The sequence below is a fragment of the Microcella indica genome, assembly GCF_013414345.1.
In the GTDB taxonomy this organism is placed as follows: domain Bacteria; phylum Actinomycetota; class Actinomycetes; order Actinomycetales; family Microbacteriaceae; genus Microcella; species Microcella indica.
This window is the reverse complement of sequence record NZ_CP058670.1, coordinates 1,455,517-1,481,380: the sequence shown is the minus strand read 5'-3', so window position 1 is coordinate 1,481,380 and position 25,864 is coordinate 1,455,517. Positions and strand designations below refer to the sequence as shown.

General features: G+C 70.7%; 24 protein-coding genes. 15 read left to right on the top strand and 9 right to left on the bottom strand.

Annotated features, from left to right (window positions below):
* Nucleotides 1-28 precede the first annotated feature (28 nt).
* From HUJ41_RS07180 to HUJ41_RS07170, 3 genes are read left to right on the top strand one after another with little or no spacing between them, the layout of a single operon-like run.
* Nucleotides 29-1,576 (top strand): SPFH domain-containing protein, encoded by a 1,548-nt coding sequence (locus HUJ41_RS07180; protein ID WP_179871981.1) that lies wholly within the window; start codon nt 29-31, stop codon nt 1,574-1,576.
* A 48-nt stretch (nt 1,577-1,624) separates the two neighbouring features.
* Complete coding sequence (locus HUJ41_RS07175; protein ID WP_179871980.1) at nt 1,625-1,849, top strand: DUF433 domain-containing protein; 225 nt, start codon at nt 1,625-1,627, stop codon at nt 1,847-1,849.
* Nucleotides 1,846-2,214 (top strand): DUF5615 family PIN-like protein, encoded by a 369-nt coding sequence (locus HUJ41_RS07170; protein WP_179871979.1) that lies wholly within the window; start codon nt 1,846-1,848, stop codon nt 2,212-2,214. Before HUJ41_RS07175 ends, HUJ41_RS07170 begins: the two co-directional genes overlap by 4 nt.
* Here the strand turns inward: HUJ41_RS07170 and HUJ41_RS07165 are convergent.
* Nucleotides 2,207-3,007, bottom strand: a complete 801-nt coding sequence (locus HUJ41_RS07165) for an EI24 domain-containing protein (RefSeq protein WP_179871978.1) — start codon at nt 3,005-3,007, stop codon at nt 2,207-2,209. The two genes, HUJ41_RS07170 and HUJ41_RS07165, sit on opposite strands and share 8 nt — an antisense overlap.
* 65 nt (nt 3,008-3,072) lie before the next feature.
* On the opposite strand from HUJ41_RS07165, the gene HUJ41_RS07160 reads away from it, so the two are divergent.
* Nucleotides 3,073-4,266 (top strand): M20/M25/M40 family metallo-hydrolase, encoded by a 1,194-nt coding sequence (locus HUJ41_RS07160; RefSeq protein WP_179871977.1) that lies wholly within the window; start codon nt 3,073-3,075, stop codon nt 4,264-4,266.
* Nucleotides 4,267-4,291: 25 nt separating this feature from the next.
* Here HUJ41_RS07160 and HUJ41_RS07155 read toward each other — a convergent pair whose 3' ends face one another.
* The gene (locus tag HUJ41_RS07155; RefSeq protein ID WP_179871976.1) at nt 4,292-5,575 is read right to left on the bottom strand and encodes a glycosyltransferase family 4 protein; all 1,284 of its coding nucleotides are present in this window, start codon (nt 5,573-5,575) and stop codon (nt 4,292-4,294) included.
* A complete protein-coding gene (locus HUJ41_RS07150; protein ID WP_179871975.1) occupies nt 5,572-7,812 on the bottom strand; it encodes a glycoside hydrolase domain-containing protein in 2,241 nt (746 codons plus the stop codon). Before HUJ41_RS07150 ends, HUJ41_RS07155 begins: the two co-directional genes overlap by 4 nt.
* Nucleotides 7,813-8,039: 227 nt before the next feature.
* On the opposite strand from HUJ41_RS07150, the gene HUJ41_RS07145 reads away from it, so the two are divergent.
* Nucleotides 8,040-9,413, top strand: a complete 1,374-nt coding sequence (locus HUJ41_RS07145) for an NAD-dependent succinate-semialdehyde dehydrogenase (protein WP_179871974.1) — start codon at nt 8,040-8,042, stop codon at nt 9,411-9,413.
* A 40-nt stretch (nt 9,414-9,453) separates the two neighbouring features.
* The gene (locus HUJ41_RS07140) at nt 9,454-10,167 is read left to right on the top strand and encodes a polyamine aminopropyltransferase (protein ID WP_179871973.1); all 714 of its coding nucleotides are present in this window, start codon (nt 9,454-9,456) and stop codon (nt 10,165-10,167) included.
* Nucleotides 10,168-10,179: 12 nt separating this feature from the next.
* On the opposite strand, the gene HUJ41_RS07135 is transcribed toward HUJ41_RS07140, so the two are convergent.
* Nucleotides 10,180-11,535, bottom strand: a complete 1,356-nt coding sequence (locus tag HUJ41_RS07135; protein WP_179871972.1) for an FAD-binding oxidoreductase — start codon at nt 11,533-11,535, stop codon at nt 10,180-10,182.
* Between the two features lie 208 nt (nt 11,536-11,743).
* Between HUJ41_RS07135 and HUJ41_RS07130 the strand changes: the two genes are divergently transcribed.
* Together HUJ41_RS07130 and HUJ41_RS07125 are read left to right on the top strand one after the other, a co-directional pair.
* Nucleotides 11,744-12,037, top strand: a complete 294-nt coding sequence (locus HUJ41_RS07130; protein WP_179871971.1) for a Fe-S cluster assembly protein HesB — start codon at nt 11,744-11,746, stop codon at nt 12,035-12,037.
* Nucleotides 12,038-12,111: 74 nt separating this feature from the next.
* A complete protein-coding gene (locus HUJ41_RS07125) occupies nt 12,112-13,068 on the top strand; it encodes an L-lactate dehydrogenase (protein WP_179871970.1) in 957 nt (318 codons plus the stop codon).
* 24 nt (nt 13,069-13,092) lie between these two features.
* Here the strand turns inward: HUJ41_RS07125 and HUJ41_RS07120 are convergent, their stop codons facing one another.
* Nucleotides 13,093-13,482, bottom strand: coding sequence for an RNA-binding S4 domain-containing protein (locus HUJ41_RS07120; protein WP_179871969.1), 390 nt, complete (start codon nt 13,480-13,482; stop codon nt 13,093-13,095).
* 10 nt (nt 13,483-13,492) lie between these two features.
* A complete protein-coding gene (locus tag HUJ41_RS07115) occupies nt 13,493-15,283 on the bottom strand; it encodes a glycoside hydrolase family 15 protein (RefSeq protein WP_179871968.1) in 1,791 nt (596 codons plus the stop codon).
* Between the two features lie 52 nt (nt 15,284-15,335).
* Between HUJ41_RS07115 and HUJ41_RS07110 the strand changes: the two genes are divergently transcribed.
* Nucleotides 15,336-16,700 carry a glucose-6-phosphate dehydrogenase gene (locus HUJ41_RS07110; RefSeq protein ID WP_179871967.1) on the top strand — a complete coding sequence of 455 codons (1,365 nt, stop codon included), beginning with the start codon at nt 15,336-15,338 and terminating at the stop codon, nt 16,698-16,700.
* A gap of 9 nt (nt 16,701-16,709) precedes the next feature.
* Nucleotides 16,710-17,495, top strand: coding sequence for an SDR family NAD(P)-dependent oxidoreductase (locus tag HUJ41_RS07105; RefSeq protein ID WP_179871966.1), 786 nt, complete (start codon nt 16,710-16,712; stop codon nt 17,493-17,495).
* Here HUJ41_RS07105 and HUJ41_RS07100 read toward each other — a convergent pair.
* Both HUJ41_RS07100 and HUJ41_RS07095 read right to left on the bottom strand, forming a co-directional pair.
* The gene (locus HUJ41_RS07100; protein WP_179871965.1) at nt 17,492-17,998 is read right to left on the bottom strand and encodes a hypothetical protein; all 507 of its coding nucleotides are present in this window, start codon (nt 17,996-17,998) and stop codon (nt 17,492-17,494) included. The two genes, HUJ41_RS07105 and HUJ41_RS07100, sit on opposite strands and share 4 nt — an antisense overlap.
* Before the next feature lie 14 nt (nt 17,999-18,012).
* Nucleotides 18,013-18,846 (bottom strand): DUF1295 domain-containing protein, encoded by an 834-nt coding sequence (locus tag HUJ41_RS07095; protein ID WP_179871964.1) that lies wholly within the window; start codon nt 18,844-18,846, stop codon nt 18,013-18,015.
* Between the two features lie 77 nt (nt 18,847-18,923).
* Between HUJ41_RS07095 and HUJ41_RS07090 the strand changes: the two genes are divergently transcribed.
* The 4 genes from HUJ41_RS07090 (at nt 18,924) to HUJ41_RS07075 (ending at nt 21,419) form a co-directional block, all read left to right on the top strand.
* Nucleotides 18,924-19,559 (top strand): CDP-alcohol phosphatidyltransferase family protein, encoded by a 636-nt coding sequence (locus HUJ41_RS07090; protein WP_224744401.1) that lies wholly within the window; start codon nt 18,924-18,926, stop codon nt 19,557-19,559.
* Between the two features lie 12 nt (nt 19,560-19,571).
* Nucleotides 19,572-20,051, top strand: a complete 480-nt coding sequence (locus HUJ41_RS07085; protein WP_179871963.1) for an FHA domain-containing protein — start codon at nt 19,572-19,574, stop codon at nt 20,049-20,051.
* The gene (gene ftsR / locus HUJ41_RS07080; RefSeq protein WP_179871962.1) at nt 20,051-20,755 is read left to right on the top strand and encodes a transcriptional regulator FtsR; all 705 of its coding nucleotides are present in this window, start codon (nt 20,051-20,053) and stop codon (nt 20,753-20,755) included. The genes HUJ41_RS07085 and ftsR overlap by 1 nt, the downstream gene beginning before the upstream one ends.
* A 118-nt stretch (nt 20,756-20,873) precedes the next feature.
* Nucleotides 20,874-21,419 (top strand): MerR family transcriptional regulator, encoded by a 546-nt coding sequence (locus tag HUJ41_RS07075; protein ID WP_179871961.1) that lies wholly within the window; start codon nt 20,874-20,876, stop codon nt 21,417-21,419.
* Nucleotides 21,420-21,482: 63 nt separating this feature from the next.
* Here the strand turns inward: HUJ41_RS07075 and HUJ41_RS07070 are convergent, their stop codons facing one another.
* Nucleotides 21,483-22,286 carry a ParA family protein gene (locus tag HUJ41_RS07070; protein WP_179871960.1) on the bottom strand — a complete coding sequence of 268 codons (804 nt, stop codon included), beginning with the start codon at nt 22,284-22,286 and terminating at the stop codon, nt 21,483-21,485.
* A 115-nt stretch (nt 22,287-22,401) separates the two neighbouring features.
* Here HUJ41_RS07070 and HUJ41_RS07065 point away from each other — a divergent pair, with 115 nt between their 5' ends.
* Complete coding sequence (locus HUJ41_RS07065) at nt 22,402-25,806, top strand: pyruvate carboxylase (protein WP_179871959.1); 3,405 nt, start codon at nt 22,402-22,404, stop codon at nt 25,804-25,806.
* The last annotated feature ends 58 nt before the right edge of the window (nt 25,807-25,864 follow it).

Genomic DNA, 25,864 nt, shown 5'->3' with positions numbered 1-25,864 from the left:
GTCTTCGGGTTCCGACATACTGTCGACTATGACCCTCGACTCCTTCAGCGGCGACCTCACTCTCTGGGTGATCATCGGCGTGCTCGCTCTGCTCGTCCTCATCGTGATCGTCGTGATCCTCCGCTCCATCAAGGTGGCGAAGCCCGACGAGGCGATCATCGTCACCTCGCGCCAGCGCACCCCGAAGGAGCGCGAGCAGAACCACGAGAAGGAGAACGTCGGCCAGAAGGTCGTCTTCGGCTCGCGCGTCTTCGTCAAGCCGATCGTCGAGGCCTACTTCAAGCTCAGCCTGCGCTCGCGCCAGCTCAACGTGCAGGCGACCGCGCAGACGCGCGACGCCATCACGATCCGTGTCAACGCCGTCGCCGTGGTCAAGGTCGGCGGCTCCGAGCCCATGGTGCGCGCCGCCGCGCAGCGCTTCCTCAACCAGCAGGACCAGATCGAATCCTCCACCGAAGAGGTGCTGAGCGGCTCGGTGCGCTCGATCGTCGGCCAGCTCACCGTGACTGAGATCATCACCAACCGCTCGGCCCTGCAGGAGCAGGTGCTGGAGGCGGTGCGCGAGGCCCTCGACATCCAGGGGCTGCAGATCGACACGCTGCAGATCAAGGAGATCGACGACGACAACAACTACATCCGCGACCTCGGCCGCGCCGAGGCGGCGCGCGTCAAGCAGGTCGCGGAGATCGCCGAGGCGCAGGCCCAGCAGGCCTCTGAGGAGGCGCGCATCTCGGCCGCGCAGAAGATCGCCGAGAGCCAGCGGGCCCTCGACCTGCGCAACGCCGAGATTCAGAAGGAGACCGACAAGGCGCGCGCCGAAGCCGCCGCCGCCGCGCCGCTCGCCGAGGCGATCGCGCAGCAGGAGGTCGTGAGCCAGCAGGAGGTCACCGCCCAGAAGCGCGTCGGCCTGCGCAAGCAGGAGCTCGACGCCGAGGTGCGCGCCGTCGCCGACGCCGAGGCCTACGCGGTCGAGAAGCGCGCCGACGCGGCCGCCCTCGCCTCCGTCGCCAACGCGAACGCTGAGAGGGATGCCCGCAAGGCCTCCGCCGAAGCCATCGAGGCCGAAGGTCTCGCCGAGCGCAACCGCCGCCGCAGCGCCGCCGAAGCCGTCGAGGCGGAGGGCATCGCCGAGCGGGCTCGCCGCATCGCCGCCGCCGAAGCCCTCGCCGCCGAGGGTGAGGCCGAAGCATCGGCGATCCGCGTCAAGGGAACCGCCGAGGCCGACTCGACCCGGGCGCAGGCCGAGGCCCTCGCCGAGCGCGCAGAGGCCCTGCTCAAGCAGCGCGTCATCGACCAGCTGCCCGAGATCGTGCGCGCCGCCGCCGAGCCGCTGAGCGCCATCTCGCAGATGACGGTCATCTCCTCCGACGGCACGGGCACCAACCAGCTCGGCGAGAACGTCGCCGGCCAGCTCGCGACCTCGACGAAGATCATCAAAGATCTCGTCGGCATCGACATCGGCGAGCTCATCAACGGCAAGGTCGTCGGCGAGACGACGGGTGCTGCAGTGGCGAAGGGCGCGGCCTCCACCTCGAGCGGGCGCCGCTCGGCGGGCAAAGGCTCCGGTTCGAGCTAGCGCGCAACTACCGTCGATCTCTCGCGTCGTGCCGGTAGAATAGCGGGCATGGGCTACGACCGCATCTCAGTGAATCCTGGCCGCATGGCTGGGGCTCCGACCGTGCGCGACACTCGTGTGACCGTTGCCTCGGTCTTGGGCCAGTTGGCTGCTGGTCGCACGATCGATCAGGTGCTGGACGACTTTCCGTACCTTGAGCGCGATGACATCTTTGCGGTTCTTGCCTTTGCCGCCGACAACGTTCAACGAGAGCTACCGTTCGTCGCAGCATGAAGTTGCTCGTTGATGCGAACCTCTCACCAGCGGTGTCGGTTGCGCTGACCGCCGCGGGGTTCGAGGCAACTCATGTTCGCGATGTCGGTTTGGTCAAGGCGAGTGACATTGAGATAGCCGAGTTCGCTGCGGAGACTGGGGCGGTCGTCGTCTCTGCCGACAGCGACTTCGCGACGCTCCTGGCCCTATCTCGAGGCAGTGCTCCGTCACTCGTGCTGCTGCGTTCGTCGGATCACCTGGCCCCCGCTGTCCAGGCGGAGATCTTGATCTCGAACCTTTCCGCGGTCGAGTCAGACCTGAGTGAGGGCGCGGTTGTCTCCATCGTTCGAGAACACGTGCGAGTGCGCCGGTTGCCCCTCAGGTGACGTCGCCGTCGTCGAACTCCGCACGGGCGAGCGCGTCGCGCGCGAGCAGGGTCGCGCCGACGACCGCGGCGGGCATGACGACGATCGCGCCGCCCGGCACGAGGTAGAGCAGCTGGGTCGCGACGCCGAAGCCGAGCGCGCGCGCCCGCGAACCGCGGATGAGTCGAGCGCGCGCCGCACCGTCGATGCCGCGCGCCTCGAGCGGCCGCGTCGTGAGCTCGCGCTGAATGAGGTGGCCGCCCAGCAGCACGCCCGTCACGGGACCCGTGACCGCGCCCACGACGGGTAGGAGGCCGGCGAGAAACGTCAGGAGGCCGTAGCTGATCGCGCGCAGCACGAGCAGGATGCCCCCGCCGAACGACCGCCAGAACGTCAGCGGCGTCGGCGCGAAGCCACCGAGATCTTCCTCGGTGCGGCGCCACACCCGCTCGTAGAAGGGGTCGCCGATGAGCAGCGTGAGCGCGGTGAACGTGTAGACGGCGGCGATGATGACCCCCGCCACGAGCAGGATCGCGACGACCGCGCGCAAGGCGTCCCGCCACCCGGCGTCCCACTCCTCGGCGAAGCCCGTGAGCACCGCCGACAGGTCCTGTGCATTCAGGCCCATGACGATGAGCACGGTGGTGATGATCGCGGCCGCGATGACGGCCGGCAGCATGCCGAACAGCATGAGACCGGGGCGCCGCCGCCACGTCGCGAAGCCGCGGAAGACGAGGGAGGCGCCCGCGAGGAACTCGCGCACGATGCTTCCAGCACGGGATGCTCCGCGCCCGCCGCCCGCCCGTCTCGCCATGCCCTCCAGAGTAGAGGCGCCGCACTGCGCCCGCTCGGGCGGCCCGCCGTCTACGCTTGGCTCGCGTGAGCCACACGCCCGCCGCCCCCGCCTCGCTCGACGCCCTCGAGGTGCTCGCGCAGCTCATCGCGATCGACTCCGTCAACAGCGACCTCGTGCCCGGGGGAGCGGGGGAGTCGGCGATCGCCGACTGGTGCGCCGCGTGGCTCACCGACCACGGCCTCGAGGTGACACGCCTCGAAACCCGAGCCGGGCATCCCTCTCTCGTCGCGATCGCGCGCGGCACCGGAGGCGGCGCGACGCTCCTGCTCAACGGCCACCTCGACACCGTCGGAGTCGCGGGCTACGACGGCGACCCGTTCTCGGGCGCGCGCGAGACGGTCGACGACGCGGAGCGGGTGGTGGGCCGCGGCGCCTTCGACACGAAGAGTGGCGTCGCTGCCGTCATAGGCGCCGCCGCGCGCGCCCTCGCCGACGGCGCCCTGCGCGGGGATGCCGTGCTCACGCTCGTCGCCGACGAGGAGTTCGGCAGCAACGGCACTCTCGAGACCCTCGCCCACCTCGCCGCGACCGGCGTGCGACCGGCGGCGGGCATCGTCGTCGAGCCCTCCGCCCTCGAGCTGACCGTCGCCCACCGCGGGTTCGCGTGGTTCACGGTGGAGTTCGCCGGGGTCGCCGCCCACGGCTCGATGCCCGAGCAGGGTGTCGACGCGATCGCGGCGGCCGGCGCGTTCCTGCGCGGGCTCGACGACATGCGTGCCGAGCTTGCGAGCACCCCGCCGCATCCGCTGCTGGGGCACGGCACCGTGCGGGTCTCCACGATCTCCGGTGGCACCGATGAAGCCACGGTCGCCGACCGCTGCGTGCTCACCGTAGAGCGCCGCACCCTCCCCGGCGACGACCTCGACGCTGTCGAGCAGCAGCTGCACGACCTCGCCGCGAGCGCCGTCGCGCGCGTGCCCGGCGCGCTCGGCGCCGTGCGCCGTCAGGTGGCGCGAGCGGCTTTTGCCGTCGAGCCCGACTCGGCGATTGTCGCCACAGTGGCGGAGCAGGTCGAGCGCGCTCTTGGCCGCCCGGCGCGGCTGCGGGGGGAGCCGTTCTGGACGGATGCGCGCCTCGTGCAGGAGGCGGGCATTCCGTGCGTCGTCATCGGTGCCGACGGCGGGGGAGCGCACGCTGACCTCGAGTGGGCCGACGCCGCCTCCGTGGTCGCCCTCACCGACGTCATCGAGGGCACGATCCGACAAGTCTGCCGCTGACGACTGCTGTCGCTCAGCTCGGCGCTCAGCCCGGCACGCGATCGACGACGAGCCCGTCGAAGAGCTTGTCGAACACCGCGAGCCGGTCGAACTGCAGCGCGTAGTCGCGGGCGCGGCGCGACCACTCCCGGCGCTCCTCCGCGGTGAGCTCGAGCACGGCGCGGTCGATCGCGGCCGCGATCGCATCCGGGTCATCGACCGGCACGATCATCGCCGTGTCGCCGACCGCCTCGATGATGCCGCCCGTGTCGGCCGTGATGACGGGGCCCGACCCGGCGAGCATCGCCTCGGCGAGCGCGATGCCGAAGGTCTCGACGAACTCGGGGCGCGGCTTGCTGGGCAGCACGTAGGCGGCACACCCGGCCATGAGGTAGGGCTTCTCGGTGTCGGAGACATCGTTCGCGAAGACGATGCGGTCGGCGACCCCCGAGCGTGCTGCGGCCTCGCGCAGCGCCGCCTCCTCCGGCCCGCGGCCCGCGATGACGAGCGTGAGCCCCGCGTGGGCGCGACTGCGTGCGAAGCCCGCGATGAGGTCGTCGACGCCCTTCGCCTTCGTCAGGCGCGAGAGGAACAGCACGTAGCCGTCTCGAGCGAGGCCGCGCGCGGCCAGCCGGCGCTCGAGCTCGCCCTCATCGAGCTCGAGGTACGCGCTCGTGTCGATCGCGGGGTACGAGATCGTGATGCGCTCGCGGCACTGCTGCGCGAAGCTCGTGCCGTGGCGCTCGTCGATGAGGCTCGCCGAGTCGACGATGAGGTCGCGCGTGTACTCCGAGACGGCGACGCACCGGTCGCTGCTGAGGTAGCTCGCGAGCACGTGCGCCGCCGCGCCGTACTGGCCGGACTCGACGCAGCTGCGCACGACGTTCGTCACATCGCTGCCGACCGCCTCGGCGATCGTCGTCACGTCGACGGGCAGGCCCGTGCTCCAGGCGACGCGCACGGCGTCGGAGACCGCGAGGGTGTGCGGGCTCAGGTAGAGCGACATGCACACGGTCGGCACGCCGTCGGTGAATAGCTCGACGAGGCGCCCGGTGATGCCGGCCAGGTAGCGCCCGTCGATGACCTTGTAGTCGCCGACATCGTCGGGCCGCTCGACGGTGATGCCGGGGCTGTACGGCGTGATGCTCTCGGCAGGCTTGAGCGGCAGGCCGCTGCGCTCGAGCTGCTCGAGCGGCCACGTGACGATGCGCACCTCGGTGAAGCCGCGCAGCAGGGCAGCTTCGGCGAGGTTGCGCGCCTCCACGGAGTGGCCGCAGATGACCGGATCTGCCCGCACGACGATGACGAGGCGGCGCAACGAATCGGTCATGAGGTGCTCCTTCGAGGGTGGTCGGCGGGCGTCGGTACGTGGGCGGGGTGCGGCAGAGACGGCGGCCGGATGCTCGTGCCCCAGGCGCTCGGAGCATCACCGAGCTGCACCACGAGCTGGCCGCCGCGGTGCAGTTCGTGACCCGTGAGCCAGGGCCGCTCGAGGCTCGCGCCGTCGAGCTGCACGCCCTGCACGTACTGCGGTGGGGCATCCCGATGCGGCTCACGAAATCCGCGCGTGACGATCTCGAAGCGTGCGTCACCCAGATCGAGCGTCGCCTCCTCGAACGAGGGGGTGCTGAGCAGCAGCAGGTTCTGGCCGGCGACGGGGAAGAGGCCGAGCGAGGCCCATACGTACCACGAGCTCAGGCCGCCGGAGTCGTCGTTGCCGGGCAGACCGCCGGGCCCGATACCGAACTGCTGGTGCACCGCAGCGTGCACGATCTCAGCCGTGCGGTCGGGGCGGCCGGCGTAGTGGTACGCCCACGGCGCCTCCATGTCTGGCTCGTTGTTGAGGCCCTCGAAGCGCCCGAGGGCGTACCCCGCCGCGAGCTCCTCGAGGCTCGGCGCGAGGCCCGGCTGAGCCGCTGGCGGTGCACCGATGCCGAAGAACCGGTCGAGGAGCGCGACGAAGGCGTCGTCGCCGCCGACGTCGGCGATGCGGGAGGCCATGTCGTGCAGGAGGCGGAACGAGTAGTTCCACGTCGTGCCTTCGTAGAAGGTCGAGTCGCGCAGTAGCCCTGTCGCGGGGTCGAACGCGGTGCGCCAGCGCTCGGCGAGCGGGGCGAATTCCTCGACGAGCGCGGTGTCGCCGAGGCTCTGCGCGACGCGGGCCGTGCACCAGTAGCCGAACGCGAGGTCGAGGGTGTGGCTCACGGGGTCGACGATGCCGCGCTGCAGGAAGTCCTCCCCGTAGGTGCGCCGCAGGTCGTTGTGCATGTGCACGAGGGCCCAGTCCCAGTCGATGCCGGGCAGGCCCAGCTGGTTCAGGTCGGCGAGGAAGGTGTGCGCGAGCGCGCTCGCCTGCCGCGAGAACCGGTCGCTGCCCTTCGCCATGCGGTACCCGATCGGGAAGTTTCCCTCCTCGGCGCAGATCGTGAGCATGGCGTTCGCGAGCTCGACGCTGCGCTCGGGGAAGAGCGTCGTGATGAGCGGCAGTTGCGTGCGGTAGATGTCCCACATGGTGCTGATGTCGAAGGCGAAGGGGCCGTCGACCGGCCAGAACGGGCTCTCGTTCAGGGCGAGGCTCGGCTTGATGAGCGAGTGGTAGAGCGCCGTCGAGAAGACCGTGCGGCGCTCGGCGCTCGGCGTGGCGACCTCGATGCGACCGAGGTGCTCGCGCCAGGTCTGCTCGGTCGCCTCGTGCCGGTCGGCGAAGCGGGCGGGCCCGTCGCCGCAGTCGGCGCGCAGGTTGCGCTCGGCCTGCTCGACGCCGCGCATCGAGAAGCCGAAACGCAGCTCGATCGTCTCACCCTCGCTCACGGGTCCCGCCCACATGAGCCCGAAGGAGCGCAGGGTCGTGGGGCGTATCGAGTCGAAGTCGAGGCGCGTGCCGCCGTGCATGAGCCGTCGGTCGTACCAGAGCAGCTGCCGCCAGTGCCGCGCATCGCACTCGATGTGCACGGCGAGCGGCGTGCCCTCCACGACGATCTCGCCCTGCGCGACGCCGGGGGCGATGGAGTGCAGCTGGGCGCGCAGCGGAATCGTCTCGCCGTGCGGGATGGCGAGGCCGCCGAGCGAGAAGTCGATCACGAGGCGCGCGTCGCGGTGCCGGGGGAAGGTATAGCGGTGCACGGCGCTCTTGGGCCCCACCGTGAGCTCGGCGCGCACGCCGGAGCCGAGCGTGGCGGCGTAGCGGCCGGGGGAGGCCTCCTCGTCGCTCACCGACCACGAGCGGCCGAGCGCGTCGAGCGGCTCGAGCATGGGCGTGACGCGGAAGTAGTTGTAGTACTTGCGAATCGCCCCCGTGCCGCTCTGCTGGAAGTGCGTGAAGCCGCTCGCGAGGGGCTCGTCGTAGAGGCGGGGCGGCAGGCCCTCGGTGCTGAGGTCGTACTGCCCGTATCCCGTGGGGTAGGCGCCAGAGTACGCGCAGGCCGAGACCATGCCGAAGGGGTGCGTCGCCCCGGGGTGGGTGTTGCCGATCTGCGGCTTGGGCGACCACCAGGAGGCCGCGAGGCCCGTGCGCTCGGGAAGCCGCGTCTCGCTCGTGCCGATGAACGGGTCGACCCACTCGATCACGATGCCCGCCCCGGTCTCGCCATGGCCTCACGCTACGAGCGCACTGTGTCACCCGGATTACGGGCTCGTGACGAATCGTGCGACGGGCACGTTCAGGGGATGCTGAGCCAGTCGGCTTCCGATGCGCGGCACCCGCGCCATAGGCTGTTGTCCAGGCGTGCACCGCCGCCACCGTCGCGCCCATCGGCGCGGCCCGAGGTGCACCGAGCGAACCCACGAGGAGCCTCATGAGCAAGTACGCAGTCGTCAACCCCGCGACCGGGGAGACGCTCTCCACGTATCCGACCGCGAGCGACGCCGACATCGCCGCGGCCGTCGACGGCGCTGCTGCCGCCTACCGCGACTGGTCGCGCACGACGACGCCGGATGACCGTTCCGCCCTCATCACGAAGGTGGCCGAGCTGCACCGCGAACGCCGTCAGCACCTCGCCGAGATCATCGTGCGCGAGATGGGCAAGCCGATCGGCGACGCCCTCGGCGAGGTCGACTTCTCGGCAGACATCTACCAGTACTACGCCGACCACGGCCCCGAGCTGCTCGAGGACGAGCCGATCGACCTGGCGGAGGGCAGCGAGGGCTCCGCGGTCATCCGCAAGAGCCCCATGGGCGTGCTCATCGGCATCATGCCGTGGAACTTCCCGTACTACCAGGTCGCGCGCTTCGCGGGCCCGAACCTCATGCTCGGCAACACCATCCTGCTCAAGCACGCCGCGCAGTGCCCCGAGTCGGCGGCCGCGATCCACCAGATCTTCGCCGACGCCGGCTTCCCGGTCGGCGCGTACACGAACATCTACGCGACGAACGAGCAGGTGGCCGACATCATCGCCGACCCGCGCGTGCAGGGCGTCTCGCTCACGGGCTCGGAGCGCGCCGGCGCCGCGGTCGCCGAGCAGGCGGGGCGGCACCTCAAGAAGGTGGTGCTCGAGCTCGGCGGCAGCGACCCCTTCATCGTGCTGAGCACCGACGACCTCGACGCGACCGTGCAGATGGCGGTCGACGCGCGCCTCGACAACAGCGGGCAGTCCTGCAACGGCGCCAAGCGCTTCATCGTCATCGACGACCTGTACGACGCGTTCGTGGAGAAGTTCACGGCCGCGATGGCGGAGGTCTCGCCGAGCGACCCCATGGGTGAGGGCAGCGGCCCGCTCGGCCCGCTCTCGTCGTCGACGGCCGCGGAGAACCTCGAGGACCAGGTCACGCGCGCGGTCGCCGGCGGTGCGACGGTCGCGACGGGAGGCACCCGCGAGGGCACGTTCTTCGCGCCCACCGTGCTCACGGGCGTCGCGCCCGGCAACGACGCGTACTACGAGGAGTTCTTCGGGCCGGTCGCCCAGGTGTTCCGCGTGGCGGACGAGGACGCCGCGGTCGAGCTCGCGAACGACACGCCCTTCGGACTCGGCTCGTACCTGTTCACGACCGACGAGCAGCAGGCGGCCCGCGTCGCCGACCGCATCGAGGCTGGCATGGTCTACGTCAACTGCGTGCTCGCCGACAGCGCCGAGCTTCCCTTCGGCGGCATCAAGCGCTCCGGCTCGGGCCGCGAGCTGGGCACTCTCGGCATCGACGAGTTCGTCAACAAGAAGATGATCCGCATCGCCTGATCGTCCACCGCATGCCGCCCGGCTCCGTAGGCTGGGCGGCATGCTGCGTTTCGAGGAGCTCGCCTACGAGTCGACCCCCATGGGCGAGCTCACGCTGCGTCGCCGCCACATCGCAGCCGCTGGCACGGATGTGTACGAGGTCAAGCTCGGCGAGGAGTACCTCATGTCGAGCCTCTTCACGGTCGCCGAGGAGGAGCTCGCTCGGCTGGGACTCGCCGCGGTCGAGGCTGCCGGCCCGCTCGACGTCGTCGTGGGGGGCCTCGGCCTCGGCTACACGGCGGTCACGGCACTGGCCGACGGGCGCGTGGGCACCCTGGCCGTCGTGGATGCTCTGCCCGAGGTCATCCGCTGGCACGAGCAGCGCCTGCTGCCGGTGAGCGAGTCGCTCGTCGGCGACACGCGCACGCGGCTCGTCCACGCCGACTTCTTCGCCGTCATGCGCGGGGAGCCCGGCGCCGAGCCGACCGTGCCGGCCGCGCTCGACGCCATCCTGCTCGATGTCGACCACACGCCGACCTTCACGCTCGACGCGAGCCACGCCGACCTCTACACGGTCGACGGGATGCGCCGGCTCGCGCGCCACCTGCGCCCAGGCGGCGTCTTCGCCCTGTGGTCGGACGACCCGCCCGAGGCGTCGTTCCTCGCCGTGCTGCACGAGGTGTTCGAGGCGGTCGAGGGTCACACGGTCGAGTTCGCGAACCCGCTCACCGAAGGCACCTCGCGCAACGGCGTGTACGTCGCCCGACGCGCCTGAGCCGCCCGACGGTCAGAAGACCTTCCCGGGGTTCATGATGCCGAGCGGGTCGAAGACCTCCTTGATGCGGCGCTGCAGGTCGAGCTGCGGCGTGCCGAGCTCCTCTTCGAGCCAGCGCCGCTTGAGCGTGCCGACGCCGTGCTCGCCGGTGAGGGTGCCGCCGAGGGCGAGCGCGGCACGGAACATCTCGTCCGCCGACTGCCAGATCTCGGCCGGCACGGTGTCGCCCGTGTAGATGAGGTTGGGGTGCAGATTGCCGTCGCCCGCGTGCGCGACGGTGGGAATCTCGAGCCCGAAGCGCTCCTCGATGGCGCGGATCTCGGCGACCATCGCCGGGAGCGCCGAGCGCGGCACGGCGATGTCCTCGATGAGCACCGAGCCGCGGGCCGCCATGGCGGGGTGGAACGCGCGGCGCACGGCGAGCATCCTCTCGCCCTCCTCCGCGTCGATCGTCATGGCGACCTCCGCACCGAGCTCGCGCAGGATCGCGAGCGCGACCCCCGCATCGGCCGCGGCCGAGGCGCCGTCGAACTGCACGAGCAGCTGCACCGACTCCGGCGCGGGCCTCGGCAGGTCGAGGTGCTCATGGATGCCGTGCAGCGCACGCGCGTCGATGAGCTCCATCGCCGCCGGCCGCAGGCGAGCGGCGGTGATCCCGGAGGAGGCGGCCGCCGCCGCGACGACGTCGACGAAGGTCGCGCTGAGTGTGGCGGGGTTGCCCGTCGGCAGCGGCAGCAGGCGCACCGTGGCGTCGACGACGATGCCGAGCGTGCCCTCGCTGCCGATCATGAGTGCCGTGAGGTCGAGCCCCGTGACTCCCTTGACGGTGCGGTGCCCGAGCGCGAGTAGCGACCCGTCGGCGAGCACGACCGTCAGGCCGAGAACAGACTCGCGCGTGACGCCGTACTTTGCGCACAGCAACCCGCCTGCGTTCGTGGCGATGTTGCCGCCGATCGTCGAGATCTCCTTGCTCGCCGGGTCGGGGGCGAAGAGGAGTCCGTGTGGCTCGACCGCGCGCCTCAGATCGGCGTTGAGCACGCCCGCCTGCACGACCGCGAGCTGGTCGGCCGTGTTGATCTCGAGGATGCTCGTGAGCCGGCTCGTGCTGACCACGAGCTGCCCCGCCGAGGCCGTCGCGCCGCCCGTGAGCCCGGTACCCGCACCGCGCGGCACGACGGGCAGCCGATGCGCGTGGGCGAAGCGCAACGCCGTCTGCACGTCGGCGACCGTGCGCGCCTCGACGATAGCGAGCGGCGCGGAGTCGCTGCGCTGCCCCGAGTAGTCCCCGCGCGCCGCCTCGAGGGCCGCCGGGTCCGTGACGACGGCGTCGCCGAGCTCGGCGCGCAGGAGCGCAGGCAGATCGGCCATGTGCCGATGGTACGCGAGCGCGCGACGTCGTCGGCGCAGGCAGGGAGGGAGTGCCTGCTATGACCGGCGACACGCGCGGGCTGACCGCACAATCGCCCCACCGTTTCGTGGGAGAGGCCTGGGAGAACCGGCCCCGCGGTTGACCCCGGCGGCAAGTCTCGGAAGCGTGGCTCGCTGTCCGTCGACCGCACCGCCGAAAGGATCCTTCATGCTTACTCTCACCCCGACCGCCAGCACCGTCATCGAGAACCTCGTCTCGCGCGAGGCCGACCCGCAGACCGCCGGCCTGCGCATCGACAGCGGCGGCCCCCAGTCGACCGAGTTCGCCGTGGCCGTCGCCCCCGAGCCGCAGCCCGGCGACCAGGTCGTCGAGGCCGGAGCCGCGCGCGTCTTCCTCGAGTCGAACGCCTCCGTCGCGCTCGACGAGAAGGTGCTCGACGCGCAGGTCAGCGAAGAGGGCGCCGTGCGCTTCGCGATCGGCGACCAGGCTCCCACCCAGTAGCACGCGCCGCACGTTCACGAGCAGCGCTCGCACCCGCACGGCCCCGCGCGCCGAGTGGCTAAGGTGGTCGCATCATGACTGCGACCGAGAACTCCCGCCTGGCCATCATCGGTGCCGGGGCCGTCGGCTCATCACTCGTATACGCCTCGCTCATCCGGGGCTCCGCCCGCGAGGTCGTGCTCTACGACATCGACGCCTCCCGCGCTGAGGCCGAAGTGCTGGACCTCGCACACGGCACGCCCTTCGTGGGCTCCTCCACGATCGAGGGCGGCGGCGACCTTGACGCTGTCGCCGGTGCCAACGTCGTCGTCATCACGGCCGGCGCGAAGCAGCACCCCGGGCAAAGTCGGCTCGACCTCGCTGCGACCAACATCGGGATTCTGCGCGACCTCATGCCGCGCCTCCTCGAGCGCGCACCTGATGCCATCTACATGCTCGTCACGAACCCGTGCGATGTGCTCGCCGTGGCCGCGCAGCGCGTCAGCGGCCTCGATCCGGCCAGAGTCTTCTCCTCCGGTACCGTGCTCGATTCGTCCCGCCTGCGCTGGCGTCTCGCGGAGCGACTCGGTGTCGCAGCCTCGAGCGTGCACGCGATGATCGTCGGCGAGCACGGTGACAGCGAGTTCGCGCTCTGGTCGCAGGCCCGCATCGGCCCCGTGCCCATCCGCGAGTGGGCGGACGACTCGGGCGCGCGCTTGACCGTCGAAGAGCTCGACATCCTCGCCGAGGAGGTCAAGAACGCCGCCTACGCGGTCATCGCGGGCAAGGGCGCCACCAACTATGCGATCGGTCTCTCGGGAGCCCGCATCGTCGAGGCGATCCTGGGCGACGAGGGTGCGATCCTGCCCGTGAGCTCGGTGCTCACCGACTACCACGGTGTGAGCGGCGTCGCGCTCTCGGTGCCGAGCGTCGTGAACGCCCAGGGCGTCTCGCGGGTCATCGACGTGCCGTTCTCGGCCGAGGAGGAGCGGGCCTTCCACCACTCGGCCGAGACGATCCAGCGCTCGCTCGAGGCTCTCGACCTCGAGTAGCGGGCTGCCCTGAGGTCGGCGTTCTCAGTAGTCCGTCTCGGGGGTGCGGTCGCGCCCGCGCAGGCGCTCCGTGAGTCGGCGATCGCGCTTCGTCGGGCGCCCCGCTCCGCGCTCTCGCACGATCGCGGCGGGCCGCTCCGCCTTCGGTGGCGGGGGAGGCGTGCGGTCGACGTAGTTCTTCACGGCGAGCGGCGCGCTCGTGCGCTTCGTGATGATGCCCGCGACCTCGACGATGCGCTCGCCACCCGGGGTGAGAGCGCGCACGGTGTCACCGGGCCGCACGACCTGCGCCGGTTTGGCAGAGGCACCGTTGACCTTGACGTGCCCGGCCTTGCACGCCGCGGTCGCTGCCGATCGCGTGGAGTACAGGCGGATCGCCCACACCCAGGCATCCACGCGGGCGCTCTCGCTCATGCGGGGCTGCTCACGCGGAGACCGCTTCCTGCCTCGCGAACGCGATCGAGTCGGCTGCGCGCACGAGGGAGAGGTGCGAGAGCGCCTGAGGCGTGTTGCCGATGTGGCACTCGTTCACGGTGTCGTACTCCTCCGAGAGCAGGCCGACGTCGTTCGCGAGCCCCACGAGCCGGTCCATGAGCACGACGGCGTCGTCGAGGCGACCGGAGCGCGCGTACTGCTCGACGAGCCAGAACGCGCAGGTGAGGAACGGATGCTCGTCCCCCTCCAGGCCGTCGACCCCGCTCTCCGTGCGGTACCGCAGCGGCAGCCCGTCCCGCAGGAGGGTGCGCTCGATCTCGGCGACAGTCCCGAGCATGCGCGGGTCGTCGTAGGCGACGTAGCCGATCTGCGCGAGCTGCAGCAGCGAGGCGTCGACCTCCGTCGTGGCGTAGTGCTGCACGTAGTGCCCGCGCTCCGCATTGAACCCGAGGCGCTCGATCTCGTCGCCGAGCTGTGCCCGCACAAGCTCCCAGCGCTCGACCGGGCCTCGCAGCCCGTGCGTGCGCACGGCGGCGATGCCCCGGTCGAAGGCCGCCCAGATCATCGCGCGGGAGTGCGTGAAGCGCTGATGCGGGCCGCGGATCTCCCAGATGCCGTTGTCCTCCCGATCGAGGTTCTGCGCGATGTGCTCGAGCAGTGCCACCTGCAGGGACCACGAGAAGTCATCCTCCGCGACGCCGAGGTCGCGCGCATCCTCGAGCGCGATCATGACCTCGCCGAAGATGTCGCCTTGGAACTGCGTGTAGGCGCCGTTGCCCTTGCGCACGGGGGAGGAGCCGCGGTAGCCGGGAAGGCTCGGCAGCTCCCGCTCGTCGAGCCGGCGCTCGCCCGAGAGGCCGTACATGATCTGCACGTCCTCCGGGTCGCCGGCGATCGCGCGCAGCAGCCAGTCGCGCCACTCATGGGCTTCCCGCTCGTAGCCGTGCAGCATGAGCGCCTCGAGCGTGAGAGCGGCATCCCGCAACCACACGTAGCGGTAGTCCCAGTTGCGACTGCCGCCCATGTCCTCCGGCAGGCTCGTCGTGGGGGCGGCGACGATGCCGCCGGTCGTCTCGTGGGTGAGTGCTCGCAGCACGAGGAGCGAGCGGCGCACCTCGGTGTCGTAGGCTCCAGGCTCGCGGCACGCCCGTGCCCAGCGCTGCCACCACGCGCGCGTGTCGGCGAGCTGCTGGTCGAGGTCGAGGGGCGGGTACGGCGTCTTGTGGCTCGGGAACCACGTGAGCACCGTGTCGACAGTCTCGCCCTCGCGCACCGTGAACTCGGCGCGGTGGGCGTGGTCGATCGACTGGAAGTGGGGTCCACGCACGATCACGGCGTCCGGCCCGGCGATCGCCACGAGCTCCGGCTCCTCCTCGGTGCCGGCCTGCCGCACCCACGGCATCGCGTCCGCGTAGTCGAAGCGAATGCGCAGCACCTCTTCCATGACCACCTCGCCGCTGATGCCCACCACGCGGCGTGCGACATCGGCGGCCCCGTCGCCGTGCGGCATCGAATCGATGACCTCGACCTCGCCCGACTCGGTCACCCAGCGCGTGACGAGGATGAACGTGTCCTCCTCGTACTGCCGGCTCGTGCACTCGACGGCCCCGACGGGGTTGAGGGACCAGTGCCCGTGCGTCTCATCGCCCAGGATGCGGGCGAAGAGGGAGGCGGAGTCGAATCGGGGCATGCACAACCAGTCGATCGACCCGGTGCGGCCGACGAGCGCTGCCGAACGGCAGTCTCCGATGAGGGCGTAGTTCTCGAGGGGCTCAGGCATGCGCTCCATCCAATCAGACGCGCCGTGCAGGTCGCCTCGCTAGCGTAGAGGGATGACCGGACGCACCCTCATCATCCTCGGCGCCGGCGGCGACCTCACGCGACGGCTCCTGCTGCCGGGGCTGGACGGCGTTCTCGCGCAGTCGGAGGCGGACGATCACCCCGAGCCTGTCGAGCTCGTCGGCGTCGGCCACCACGCCATGCCTCAGGACGACTGGCGCAAGCAGGTGCGCACCGCCCTCGGCAGCGGCCCGCTGCGGGACGCGGTCGTGCAGGGGACGCGGTTCGAGGAGGCCGACGCGACCGAGCCGGATGCCCTGCGCCGCCTCCTCGAGGCCGCCGAGCATCCTCCCATCCTGTACTTCGCTCTTCCGCCCGCCGTCACCGAGCACGCCGTCGAGGCGCTGCGCGGCGTCGACCTGCCGCCCGGCACGAGACTCGCGCTCGAGAAGCCCTTCGGGGTCGACGGCGCCTCCGCGGCCCGGCTCAACGCCGCCCTCGCGCAGCTGCTGCCCGAGTCCCGCACCTTCCGCATCGACCACTTCCTCGGGCTCGCCACGGTCATCAACCTGCTCGGCCTGCGGTTCGCCAACCGCGCGCTCGAGGCGCTGTGGAGCGCCGAGCATGTCGAGCGGGTCGACATCGTCTTCGACGAGACTCTCGCGCTCGAGGGGCGCGCGGGGTACTACGACGGCGCGGGAGCGCTCGTCGACATGATCCAGAGCCACCTGCTGCTCGTGCACGCGCTCGTCGCCATGGACGCGCCCGCGAGCATCGAGGCAGACGACCTGCACGACGCGATGGTCGAGGCGCTCGCGCGCACGCGCGTCTCGAGCGACCCCGCGACGTCGAGCCGCCGCGCCCGGTACACCGCGGGAGACGTGGAGGGTCGCAGCGTTCCCGACTACGCGAGCGAGGAGGGCGTCGAGCCGGATCGCGGCACGGAGACCCTTGCCGAGCTCGACCTCGAGGTCGACGCACCGCGGTGGCGCGGAGTGCCCTTCACGGTGCGCAGCGGCAAGGCGCTCGGGTCGCCGCTCACCGAGCTGCGACTCACGCTGCGGCCGGTGGACGATCGCCCCCGCGGGCTGCGGGGAGACCAGCCGCCCGCGGTCGTGCGCATCGCCCTCATGCCCGAGCGGCTCTCGCTCGACCTCGACATCAATGGCGCGGGCGACCCGTTCGACCTCGACCGGGTCCGGCTCGAGGCGGAGTTCGGTGCCGGCCAGTTGAGCGCCTACGGGGAGGTGCTCTCGGGCATCCTCAACGGCGACGACACGCTCTCGGTGCGCGGCGACCTCGCCGAGGAGTGCTGGCGCATCGTCGAGCCCGTGCTCGAAGCGTGGCGCAGCGACGATGTGGCCCTCGAGGAGTACGCGGCCGGCAGTGCAGGGCCCGAAGGCTGGAGCACTCGCTAGCGTGGGCTCATGACGACCGCACTCATCACGGGGGCCACCGCCGGCATCGGCGCCGAGTTCGCGCGGCAGCTCGCCGCGCAGGGTCACGATCTCGTTCTCGTCGCTCGTGATGCCTCGCGCCTCGCCGACAGCGCAGCGGCCCTGCAGCACGAATTCGGGGTGCGCGTCGAGGCGCTGCCCGCCGACCTGCTCGACCCGGAGGGGCTCGACTCCGTCGCGGCGCGCCTCCTCGAGCGCCGCCGCCCCGTCGACCTGCTCGTCAACAACGCCGGGTACGGAATACGAGGGGAGCTGCACGAGAACACGGTCGAGCAGGAGAAGCGCCACCTCGACATCCACGTGAGCGTGCCGCTGCGGCTCACCCAGGCGGCGCTCGGCGGCATGCTCGACCGAGGCTCGGGGCGCATCGTGCTCATCTCCTCCGTGGCCGCGTTCACCCCGCGCGGCACCTACGCCGCGGCCAAAGCCTGGGGCGTCTCCTTCGCTCGCGGGGCGAACCTCGCGTACCGCGCACGCGGCGTGAGCGTCACCGCCGTCTGTCCGGGGTTCGTGCGCACGGAGTTCCACGAGCGCATGGAGGTCTCGACCGCGGGCATTCCGGCGTTCCTCTGGCTCGACGCCGCGCGGGTCGTGAGGCTTGCCCTTCGCGGCATCGAGCGCGGCCGTTCCGTCGTCATTCCCACGGTGCGCTACCGCGTGATCGCTGGTCTCGCGCGAGTGCTTCCCGATCGAGTCGCGGGGTCCGGCGGGTTCCGCTCGCGCGGCGACCGCGACGTCGACGAGGGTCGGAGCTAGGCCGACGCGAGCTCGCGGGCGCGCTCGGTGTCGTCAGCCGATTCCTCCTCCGCGAGGCGCGCCTTCCAGTCGACGAGGCCGCGCACGACGGCGCTCGGGTCTTCCGCGAGCTCGGTCATGGCATCGGCCGGCACGAAGTAGTTGAGGGCGACGAACCCGCGCACCCGTTCGTCCGGATCATGCGCGAGGCGGCGCAGGATGTCGCAGGGAACCTGCTCGTTCTTCGCGATGCATGCCCTCACCTCGGCGTCCTCGTCACGCGAGAGCGCCTCGTAGACCTCTTCGGGCGCGTGGTACGACGCTGCCGCGCTCGCGCGGATCTTCGGGTCGCGGTCGGCCGCGAGGCGCCGGATGCGCGCGACCTTCGAGGCGGTCACCGCGGGGGAGAGGAAGCGCGCGACCGGCTCGTCGGCGGGGTCGTCCGCGCGTGGCGACTGCATCGCGGGGGCGTTCGCAGCGAGCTGCCGGCGCTGCGCGGGCGTGTTGAAGCGAATGCACGACATGGGGGCGAGGGTAGTCAGGAGGCCGTCGCGTCGGCGGGAGCGCCACGACGGTCACGGGGAATCCACGGGATGAGCATCGAGGTCGCCCGCTGGTACTCGGCGTACTCGGAATACCGGCTCCGCGTGATCGACTCCGTGAACACGGTGGACCCGATGAAGAGCGCCGTGAGCAGCACGGGGCCCACAAGAGACCAGTGCAGCGCCGCACCGAGCGCGACTGCGCCCATCGCGTAGAGCACCCACCACTGCGCCTGCTCGAAGAAGAAGTTCGGGTGCCGGCTCACGCGCCACAGGCCCGAGGTCACGAAGCGCTCCCGAGGCTCCCGGCCCGCCGCGATCGTCGCGGCCTTGGCCTGCTGGAACGACCACTGCTGCTGATCGGCGACGAACTCGCCCACGAGCAGGGCGAGGAAGAGCGCGGCGAGGCCGAGATCGAGCGCACCGACGGGCGTGCCGCGGTTCTCGAAGGCGACGTGCGCGGGGAGAGCGATGAGCAGCAGGAGCGCGTTCTGGAAGAGCACGATGAACACGATGTTGAACACATGGAACTGACCGGACGTCATGCGCTCGCGCAGGATCGGCCAGCGGTAGTCCTCCACGCCGCGGTAGCCGCCCTTGCGGGCGAAGTTGAACGTCAGCCGCGCTCCCCACAGAGCGACGAGCACCGTCATGATCGTGAGCCGAGCATCCGTGAAGCCGCTCGCGGCCCAGAAGACCGCGACGTAGACGACCGGCACGATCGACCAGATGCGGTCGACCCACGAGTGGTCTCCCGTGAGGAGAGAAGCGATCCAGGTGACGAGGCTGACTCCGGCGGCGATGCCGATGGTCACGAGTAGGGGGTCCATGCCCGCATGGTAGCGACTCGCGCGCGGTACCGGATAGTGCACTCTGTGCGGGAGACGAGCATCACTAGACTGACGGCGTGGCCAAGCAGGAGGCGGAGTCGAGCGGGGCGAGCGCGGTCGTGAGCGATCGCATCGTCACGATCCCCAACGCCCTGAGCACCGTTCGACTGCTGCTGGTGCCGGTCTTCCTCGCCCTCGTTCTCACCGGGAACGACCTCGCGGCACTCGTCGTCATCGTCATCTCCAGCGCGACCGACTATCTCGACGGCATCATCGCGCGTCGGTTCGGCCAGATCACGAAGCTCGGGCAGCTGCTCGATCCTGCAGCTGACCGCCTCTTCATCTTCGCCGCGGTCATCGCTCTCGCCGTGCGCGAGGTCGTTCCCTGGTGGATCGTCATCGTCATCGTCGGCCGGGACGTGCTGCTCGCCGCGCTCGGCGTCGTCCTCGCCCAGCACGACTACGGCCCCCTGCCGGTGCACCATCTCGGCAAGCTCGCGACCTTCGCGCTGTTCTACGCCCTCCCGATCCTCGTGCTCGGCCAGGCCTTCCCGCAGGTCGCTGCGGTGAGCGATCCCATCGGCTGGGCGTTCATCCTCTGGGGCGGCTTCCTCTACTGGTGGGCGGGCGCCCTCTACCTCCGTCAGACGCTCGCGCTGCTGGCCGAATCGGCGCAACCGGCACCCGGAGCATCGGATACGCTGGGTTCGTGAGGAGGTGAGTTGATGGCTGAGGCCCCGCAGAACGGTCGTACCGGTGACGAGTCGACCGAGTACCGCCCGCACGAGACGACGGTGCACTACGGGCCCGAATTCGCAGCGCAGCTCGCGGCGATGGAGGCGGGCATCTCGCCGGAGGAGCTCGAGGTCATCGCGGCCCTGCCGGCATCCTCGGGTCTTCTCATCGTGCGCCGCGGGCCGAACACCGGCGCGAGGTTCCTGCTCGACTCCGATGTCACGGTCGCCGGCCGCCACCCCGACGCCGACATCTTCCTCGACGACGTGACCGTCTCCCGCAAGCACGCGTCGTTCTTGCGCCACGGCTCGCAGTTCTCCATGCGCGACCTCGGCTCCCTCAACGGCACCTTCATGGCCGGGGAGCGCATCGAGGAGACGGTGCCTCTCGTCGACGGCTCCGAAGTGCAGGTCGGCAAGTTCCACCTCACGTTCTACGCGTCCCGGCACGACCTGCCCTCGAGCGCCTGATGCCCTCACGGCCCGCCGCCGCCCCGGCTCGCGAGCCCGGCAAGGGTGCCCTGCTCAGCATCGGTCAGGTGCTCGCGAAGCTCAGTCCGGAGTTTCCTGATCTGACGCCGTCGAAGCTGCGCTTCCTCGAGGAGCAGCAGCTCGTCGCCCCCGACCGGACTGAGTCCGGATATCGCAAGTTCTCGCCGCGCGACGTCGATCGTCTGCGCTTCGTCCTCACTCTCCAGCGCGATCACTACCTGCCGCTCAAGGTCATCCGCAGCCATCTCGCGGAGCTCGAGGCGGGTCGCATGCCCGCGCTGCCGCTCGGCTCGGTGCCGTTGCCGTCGATGCTCGCGACCGAGCGCCGCTTGAGCCGCGAGGAGCTTCTGCACGAGAGCGGTGCGAGCGCGGGGCTGCTGAACGATGCTGTGAGCGCATCGCTCGTGCCCGCGGCCGAGACGTTCGGCGAGGATGCTCTCGCCGTCGTGCGCGCGCTCGTCGAGCTGCAGCGCTCGGGTATCGAGCCTCGGCACCTGAGGGGCTTCCGGGCGGCCGCGGAGCGCGAGCTCGGGCTCATCGAGTCTGCCCTCGTGCCGGTGTCGCGGCGCAACGATCCGTCGAGCCGCGCGAAGGCGGCCGAGCTCGCTCGCGAGATCGCGGGGCAGCTCGAAATCGTGCGGTCGAGTCTCATCCGATCGGCTCTCGGCAGGCTACAGTCGTAGCAAGGGCCCCGACACGCCGACGTGTCCGAGCGAATGTCTCCGATCGACGCGGGACGGGTCGCTACTGTGAACGACGGGACAGCAACTGTCACGTTCAACATGAAGGTTAGGTGGGGCAATGGGCGACGTCAGCGGCCGTGCAGAGCGGTACGACCTCGGGCTGCTGTTCACCGACGGTCTGCCCGAGCTCGATGACCAGGCCGGCTACCGCGGAGCGGTCGCCGCTCGTGCCGCCGGCATCTCCTACCGGCAGCTCGACTACTGGGCGCGCACCGAGCTCGTCGAGCCCACCGTGCGTGGTGCCTCCGGGTCGGGCACGCAGCGCCTCTACGGCTTCCGCGACATCCTCGTGCTCAAGCTCGTCAAGCGGCTCCTCGACACCGGCATCTCGCTGCAGCAGATCCGCACGGCCGTCAACCAGTTGCGCGAGGCCGGCGTCAACGATCTCGCGCAGACGACGCTCATGAGCGATGGTGCGAGCGTCTACCTGTGCACGAGCGATGACGAGGTCATCGACCTCGTGAGCCGCGGCCAGGGCGTGTTCGGCATCGCCGTGGGCAAGGTGCTGCGCGAAGTCGAGTCGAGCCTCGTCGACCTCGACTCGACGCCCGCGGCCGACCCGCAGGACGAGCTCGCCGCGCGGCGGTCCACCCGCGCGAGCTGAGCCGCGACCATCCCCCTCGAGTCTCGAGCCTCGAGCCTCGAGCCTCGAGCCCGACGGCGCGCGCTAGCCTGCCGCGTACTCGCCCAGCCGGCCCGTGCGCATGACGCGGTCGAGCAGCTGGTCGAAGTTGCGCGCCATCTCGAGCGCGCTGTCTCCCGGCCACATGTGCAGGGGCTTCGCCGCGCCCTGAGCCTGCTGCAGAGACGTGCGCTCGGGAAGCTGGGGGGCGAGCACGAGCGGGCCGAACATGTCGCGCAGCTCCTTGATGCGGAACTGGTGCTCGAGTGATTGCACGCGAGCGCGATTGACGATGATGCCGAGAGGCTGCAGGCGGGGGGAGAGCCCGCGGCGGATCTCCTCGATCGCCCGCAGAGCACGATCGGCGGCCGCAACCGAGAACAGGCCGGGCTCGGTGACGACGACCACCCGGTCGCTCGCCGCCCACGCCGTGCGCGTGAGCGCGTTGAGAGAGGGAGCGCAGTCGACGAGCACGAGGTCGTAGTCGGCCTCCACGTGGGCGAGCGCCTCCTCGAGCTTCCAGATCTCCCGGATGCTCGGGTGCGGGCCGTCGAAGTTGATGGCACTCGGGCTCCCGATGAGCACGTCGACCGTGCCGGGGCGCCCCCGCGTCCAGCCGCTCGGGGCGATCGCCTGCCGCACCGTGCGCTCCTTGGGTGCCCCCAGCACGTCGGCGATCGTGAGGTGGCCCGCAACCTGGATGTCCATGCCCGTCGAGGCGTCGGACTGCGGGTCGAGGTCGACGATGAGGGTGCGCAAGCCCCGAGCGAACGCCGCTGACGCGAGGCCGAGGGTGACGGTGGTCTTGCCCACGCCTCCCTTCAGGGAGCTGATGCTGAGTACGTGCACGAACACCGACCCTACCTTTACTAGTCTGGAGTCGCGTGCATCCGCGCCGACGCTATCCGCCCCCACCGTCAGGCGGCTTCCAGGGTTCGCCCTGCGCCGCCCGCGAAAGGACAAGATGTTCCGCAAGATCCTGGTAGCCAACCGCGGCGAGATCGCGATCCGCGCCTTCCGCGCCGCGTACGAGCTGGGCGCGAAGACGGTCGCCGTCTTCCCTTTCGAGGATCGCAACTCGATGCATCGACTCAAGGCCGACGAGGCGTACCAGATCGGCGAGGAGGGCCACCCCGTGCGGGCGTACCTCGACGTGAGCGAGATCATCCGTGTGGCGAAGGAATCGGGTGCCGACGCCATCTACCCCGGCTACGGCTTCCTCAGCGAGAACCCCGACCTCGCGCAGGCGGCCGCCGACGCGGGCATCGCCTTCATAGGGCCGCCCCGCTCGGTGCTCGAGATGGCGGGCAACAAGGTCACGGCGAAGGAGAAGGCGATCGCCGCGGGTGTGCCCGTGCTGAAGTCGTCCCCGGCGACCACCGACATGCAGGTGCTCCTCGACGCCGCCGACGACATCGGCTTCCCCATCTTCGCGAAGGCTGTCGCGGGCGGCGGCGGTCGAGGGATGCGCCGTGTCGAGAAGCGGGAGGACCTCAAGGAAGCGCTCGAGGCCGCTATGCGCGAGGCCGACAGCGCGTTCGGCGACGCGACGATGTTCGTCGAGCAGGCCGTCGTGCGCCCCCGTCACATCGAGGTGCAGATTCTCGCCGACTCGAGCGGCGAGACCGTGCACCTCTTCGAGCGCGACTGCTCCGTGCAGCGACGGCACCAGAAGGTCGTCGAGATCGCCCCGGCGCCGAACCTCGACGAGGACGTGCGTCAGGCCATGTACCGCGACGCGATCGCGTTCGCGAAGTCGATCGGCTACGTCAACGCCGGCACGGTCGAGTTCCTCCTCGACACGGCGGGGGAGCGCAAGGGCGAGCACGTCTTCATCGAGATGAACCCGCGCATCCAGGTCGAGCACACCGTGACCGAGGAGGTCACCGACGTCGACCTCGTGCAGTCGCAGATGCGCATCGCCTACGGCCAGTCCCTTGCCGAGCTCGGGCTGCAGCAGGAGCAGATCCATCTGCGCGGCGCCGCCCTGCAGTGCCGCATCACGACCGAGGATCCGGCGAGCGGCTTCCGCCCCGACACGGGCAAGATCACGACCTACCGCTCGCCCGGCGGTGCGGGAGTGCGGCTCGACGGCGGCACGATCGCCTCCGGCGCCCAGATCTCTCCGCACTTCGACTCGATGCTCGCCAAGATGACGTGCCGCGGCCGGGACTTCGCCGCTGCCGTCTCGCGCGCTCGGCGAGGACTCGCCGAGTTCCGCATCCGCGGCGTGACCACGAACATCCCGTTCCTCCAGGCCGTGCTCGACGACCCTGAGTTCATCGCGGGCGACCTGAGCACCTCGTTCATCGACGAGCGCCCCGAGCTCGTGACCGCCAACCCCTCGAAGGACCGCGGCACGAAGGTGCTCACCTGGCTCGCGGATGTCACGGTGAACCAGCCGAACGGCCCCGGCGAGGGCATCCTCGACCCGGCCGTGAAGCTCCCGACCGTCGACCTGGAGGCCGAGGCCCCGAGCGGCTCGCGTCAGCGCCTGCTCGAACTCGGTCCCGCCGGGTTCGCGGCGGACCTCCGCGCGCAGACCGCTCTCGCCGTGACCGACACGACATTCCGGGATGCTCACCAATCGCTGCTCGCGACGCGCGTGCGCACGACCGACCTCACGACCGTGATGCCGCACGTCGCCCGCATGACCCCCCAGCTGCTGAGCGTCGAGGCCTGGGGTGGAGCGACCTACGACGTCGCCCTGCGCTTCCTCGGCGAGGACCCGTGGCAGCGTCTGGCGGCCATGCGCGCAGCGCTGCCCAACGTGGCGATCCAGATGCTGCTGCGCGGACGCAACACGGTCGGCTACACGCCGTACCCGACCGAGGTCACCGACGCGTTCGTGGCCGAGGCGGCCGAGACCGGCATCGACATCTTCCGCATCTTCGACGCACTCAACGATGTCGACCAGATGCGCCCCGCGATCGACGCCGTGCTCGGCACGGGCTCCACGGTCGCGGAGGTCGCGATGTGCTACTCGGGCGACTTGCTCGACCCGGCCGAAGACCTCTACACGCTCGACTACTACTTGCGGCTCGCCGAGCAGATCGTCGACTCCGGCGCGCACATCCTCGCCATCAAGGACATGGCGGGCTTGCTGCGCGCGAGCGCGGCCGAGACGCTCGTCGGCGCTCTCCGCGAGCGCTTCGACGTGCCCGTGCACGTGCACACGCACGACACCGCCGGCGGCCAGCTGGCCACCCTGCTCGCCGCCTCGCGCGCGGGCGCCGACGCGGTGGATGCCGCGAGCGCGCCCATGGCGGGCACCACCTCCCAGCCGCCGCTCTCCGCCCTCGTCGCGGCGTTCGCGCACACCGAGCGCGACACGGGCATCCCGTTGCAGGCGGTGAGCGATCTCGAACCGTACTGGGAGGCCGTCCGCAGGGCCTACAAGCCCTTCGAGTCGGGTCTCGCCGGCCCGACCGGGCGCGTCTACAAGCACGAGATCCCCGGCGGTCAGCTCTCGAACCTGCGCCAGCAGGCGACCGCGCTCGGCCTCGCCGACCGCTTCGAGCTCATCGAGGACTGGTACGCCGAGGCCAACCGCATCCTGGGGCGCCCCACGAAGGTCACGCCGTCGAGCAAGGTCGTGGGCGATCTCGCCCTGCAGATGGCCGCGGCGGGAGCCGACCCGGCCGACTTCGAGGAGAACCCCGGCAAGTACGACATCCCCGACTCGGTCATCGGGTTCATGGCGGGAGAGCTCGGAGACCTGCCCGGCGGCTGGCCCGAGCCCTTCCGCAGCAAGGTGCTCGAGGGCCGCACGCCGAAGGTCGGTGTGACGGAGCTCACCGATGAGCAGCGAACCAAGCTCGCGGGGGAGACCGACGACCGGCGCCTCATGCTCAACCAGCTGCTCTTCGCCCAGCCCACCCAGCAGTTCCTGCAGGTGCGGGAGCAGTACGGCGACCTCTCGGTGCTGCGCACCCCCGACTACCTCTACGGGCTCCAGCCCGGCGTCGAGCACACGATCGAGATCGAGACCGGCGTGAGCCTCTTCGTCGTCCTCGAAGCGATCAGCGAGCCGGACGAGAAGGGCATGCGCACCGTCATGGCGACCCTCAACGGCCAGCTGCGCCCGGTGCTCGTGCGCGATCGATCGATCGAGGTCGAGAGCACCAAGACCGAGAAGGCGGACCCCGCGCAGCCCGGCCATGTCGCCGCACCGTTCAGCGGTGTCGTCACCCTGCAGGTCGGGGAGGGCGACACGGTCGAGGCGGGGCAGAGCGTCGCCACGATCGAGGCCATGAAGATGGAAGCGGCGATCACGTCGCCCGTCGCCGGCACGGTCTCGCGGCTCGCAGTGCCGGCCACGCAGCAGGTGGAGGCGGGTGACCTGCTCGTCGTCGTCGGCGACGCCTGAGCGGTACCCGAGAGGCCCTCCGCTTCGCGAGTGCGGAGGGCGGTAGACTGTGGTGTTC

Bases quoted from the DNA above. Each gene is read 5' to 3' on its own strand.
- ftsR (WP_179871962.1), top strand. From the start codon at position 20,051: ATGCCCTCACGGCCCGCCGCCGCCCCGGCTCGCGAGCCCGGCAAGGGT.
- HUJ41_RS07170 (WP_179871979.1), top strand. From the start codon at position 1,846: ATGAAGTTGCTCGTTGATGCGAACCTCTCACCAGCGGTGTCGGTTGCG.
- HUJ41_RS07155 (WP_179871976.1), bottom strand. From the start codon at position 5,575: ATGACCGATTCGTTGCGCCGCCTCGTCATCGTCGTGCGGGCAGATCCG.
- HUJ41_RS07145 (WP_179871974.1), top strand. From the start codon at position 8,040: ATGAGCAAGTACGCAGTCGTCAACCCCGCGACCGGGGAGACGCTCTCC.
- HUJ41_RS07175 (WP_179871980.1), top strand. From the start codon at position 1,625: ATGGGCTACGACCGCATCTCAGTGAATCCTGGCCGCATGGCTGGGGCT.
- HUJ41_RS07125 (WP_179871970.1), top strand. From the start codon at position 12,112: ATGACTGCGACCGAGAACTCCCGCCTGGCCATCATCGGTGCCGGGGCC.
- HUJ41_RS07095 (WP_179871964.1), bottom strand. From the start codon at position 18,846: ATGGACCCCCTACTCGTGACCATCGGCATCGCCGCCGGAGTCAGCCTC.
- HUJ41_RS07140 (WP_179871973.1), top strand. From the start codon at position 9,454: ATGCTGCGTTTCGAGGAGCTCGCCTACGAGTCGACCCCCATGGGCGAG.
- HUJ41_RS07085 (WP_179871963.1), top strand. From the start codon at position 19,572: ATGGCTGAGGCCCCGCAGAACGGTCGTACCGGTGACGAGTCGACCGAG.
- HUJ41_RS07180 (WP_179871981.1), top strand. From the start codon at position 29: ATGACCCTCGACTCCTTCAGCGGCGACCTCACTCTCTGGGTGATCATC.
- HUJ41_RS07130 (WP_179871971.1), top strand. From the start codon at position 11,744: ATGCTTACTCTCACCCCGACCGCCAGCACCGTCATCGAGAACCTCGTC.
- HUJ41_RS07105 (WP_179871966.1), top strand. From the start codon at position 16,710: ATGACGACCGCACTCATCACGGGGGCCACCGCCGGCATCGGCGCCGAG.
- HUJ41_RS07065 (WP_179871959.1), top strand. From the start codon at position 22,402: ATGTTCCGCAAGATCCTGGTAGCCAACCGCGGCGAGATCGCGATCCGC.
- HUJ41_RS07115 (WP_179871968.1), bottom strand. From the start codon at position 15,283: ATGCCTGAGCCCCTCGAGAACTACGCCCTCATCGGAGACTGCCGTTCG.
- HUJ41_RS07165 (WP_179871978.1), bottom strand. From the start codon at position 3,007: ATGGCGAGACGGGCGGGCGGCGGGCGCGGAGCATCCCGTGCTGGAAGC.
- HUJ41_RS07110 (WP_179871967.1), top strand. From the start codon at position 15,336: ATGACCGGACGCACCCTCATCATCCTCGGCGCCGGCGGCGACCTCACG.
- HUJ41_RS07100 (WP_179871965.1), bottom strand. From the start codon at position 17,998: ATGTCGTGCATTCGCTTCAACACGCCCGCGCAGCGCCGGCAGCTCGCT.
- HUJ41_RS07120 (WP_179871969.1), bottom strand. From the start codon at position 13,482: ATGAGCGAGAGCGCCCGCGTGGATGCCTGGGTGTGGGCGATCCGCCTG.
- HUJ41_RS07135 (WP_179871972.1), bottom strand. From the start codon at position 11,535: ATGGCCGATCTGCCTGCGCTCCTGCGCGCCGAGCTCGGCGACGCCGTC.
- HUJ41_RS07075 (WP_179871961.1), top strand. From the start codon at position 20,874: ATGGGCGACGTCAGCGGCCGTGCAGAGCGGTACGACCTCGGGCTGCTG.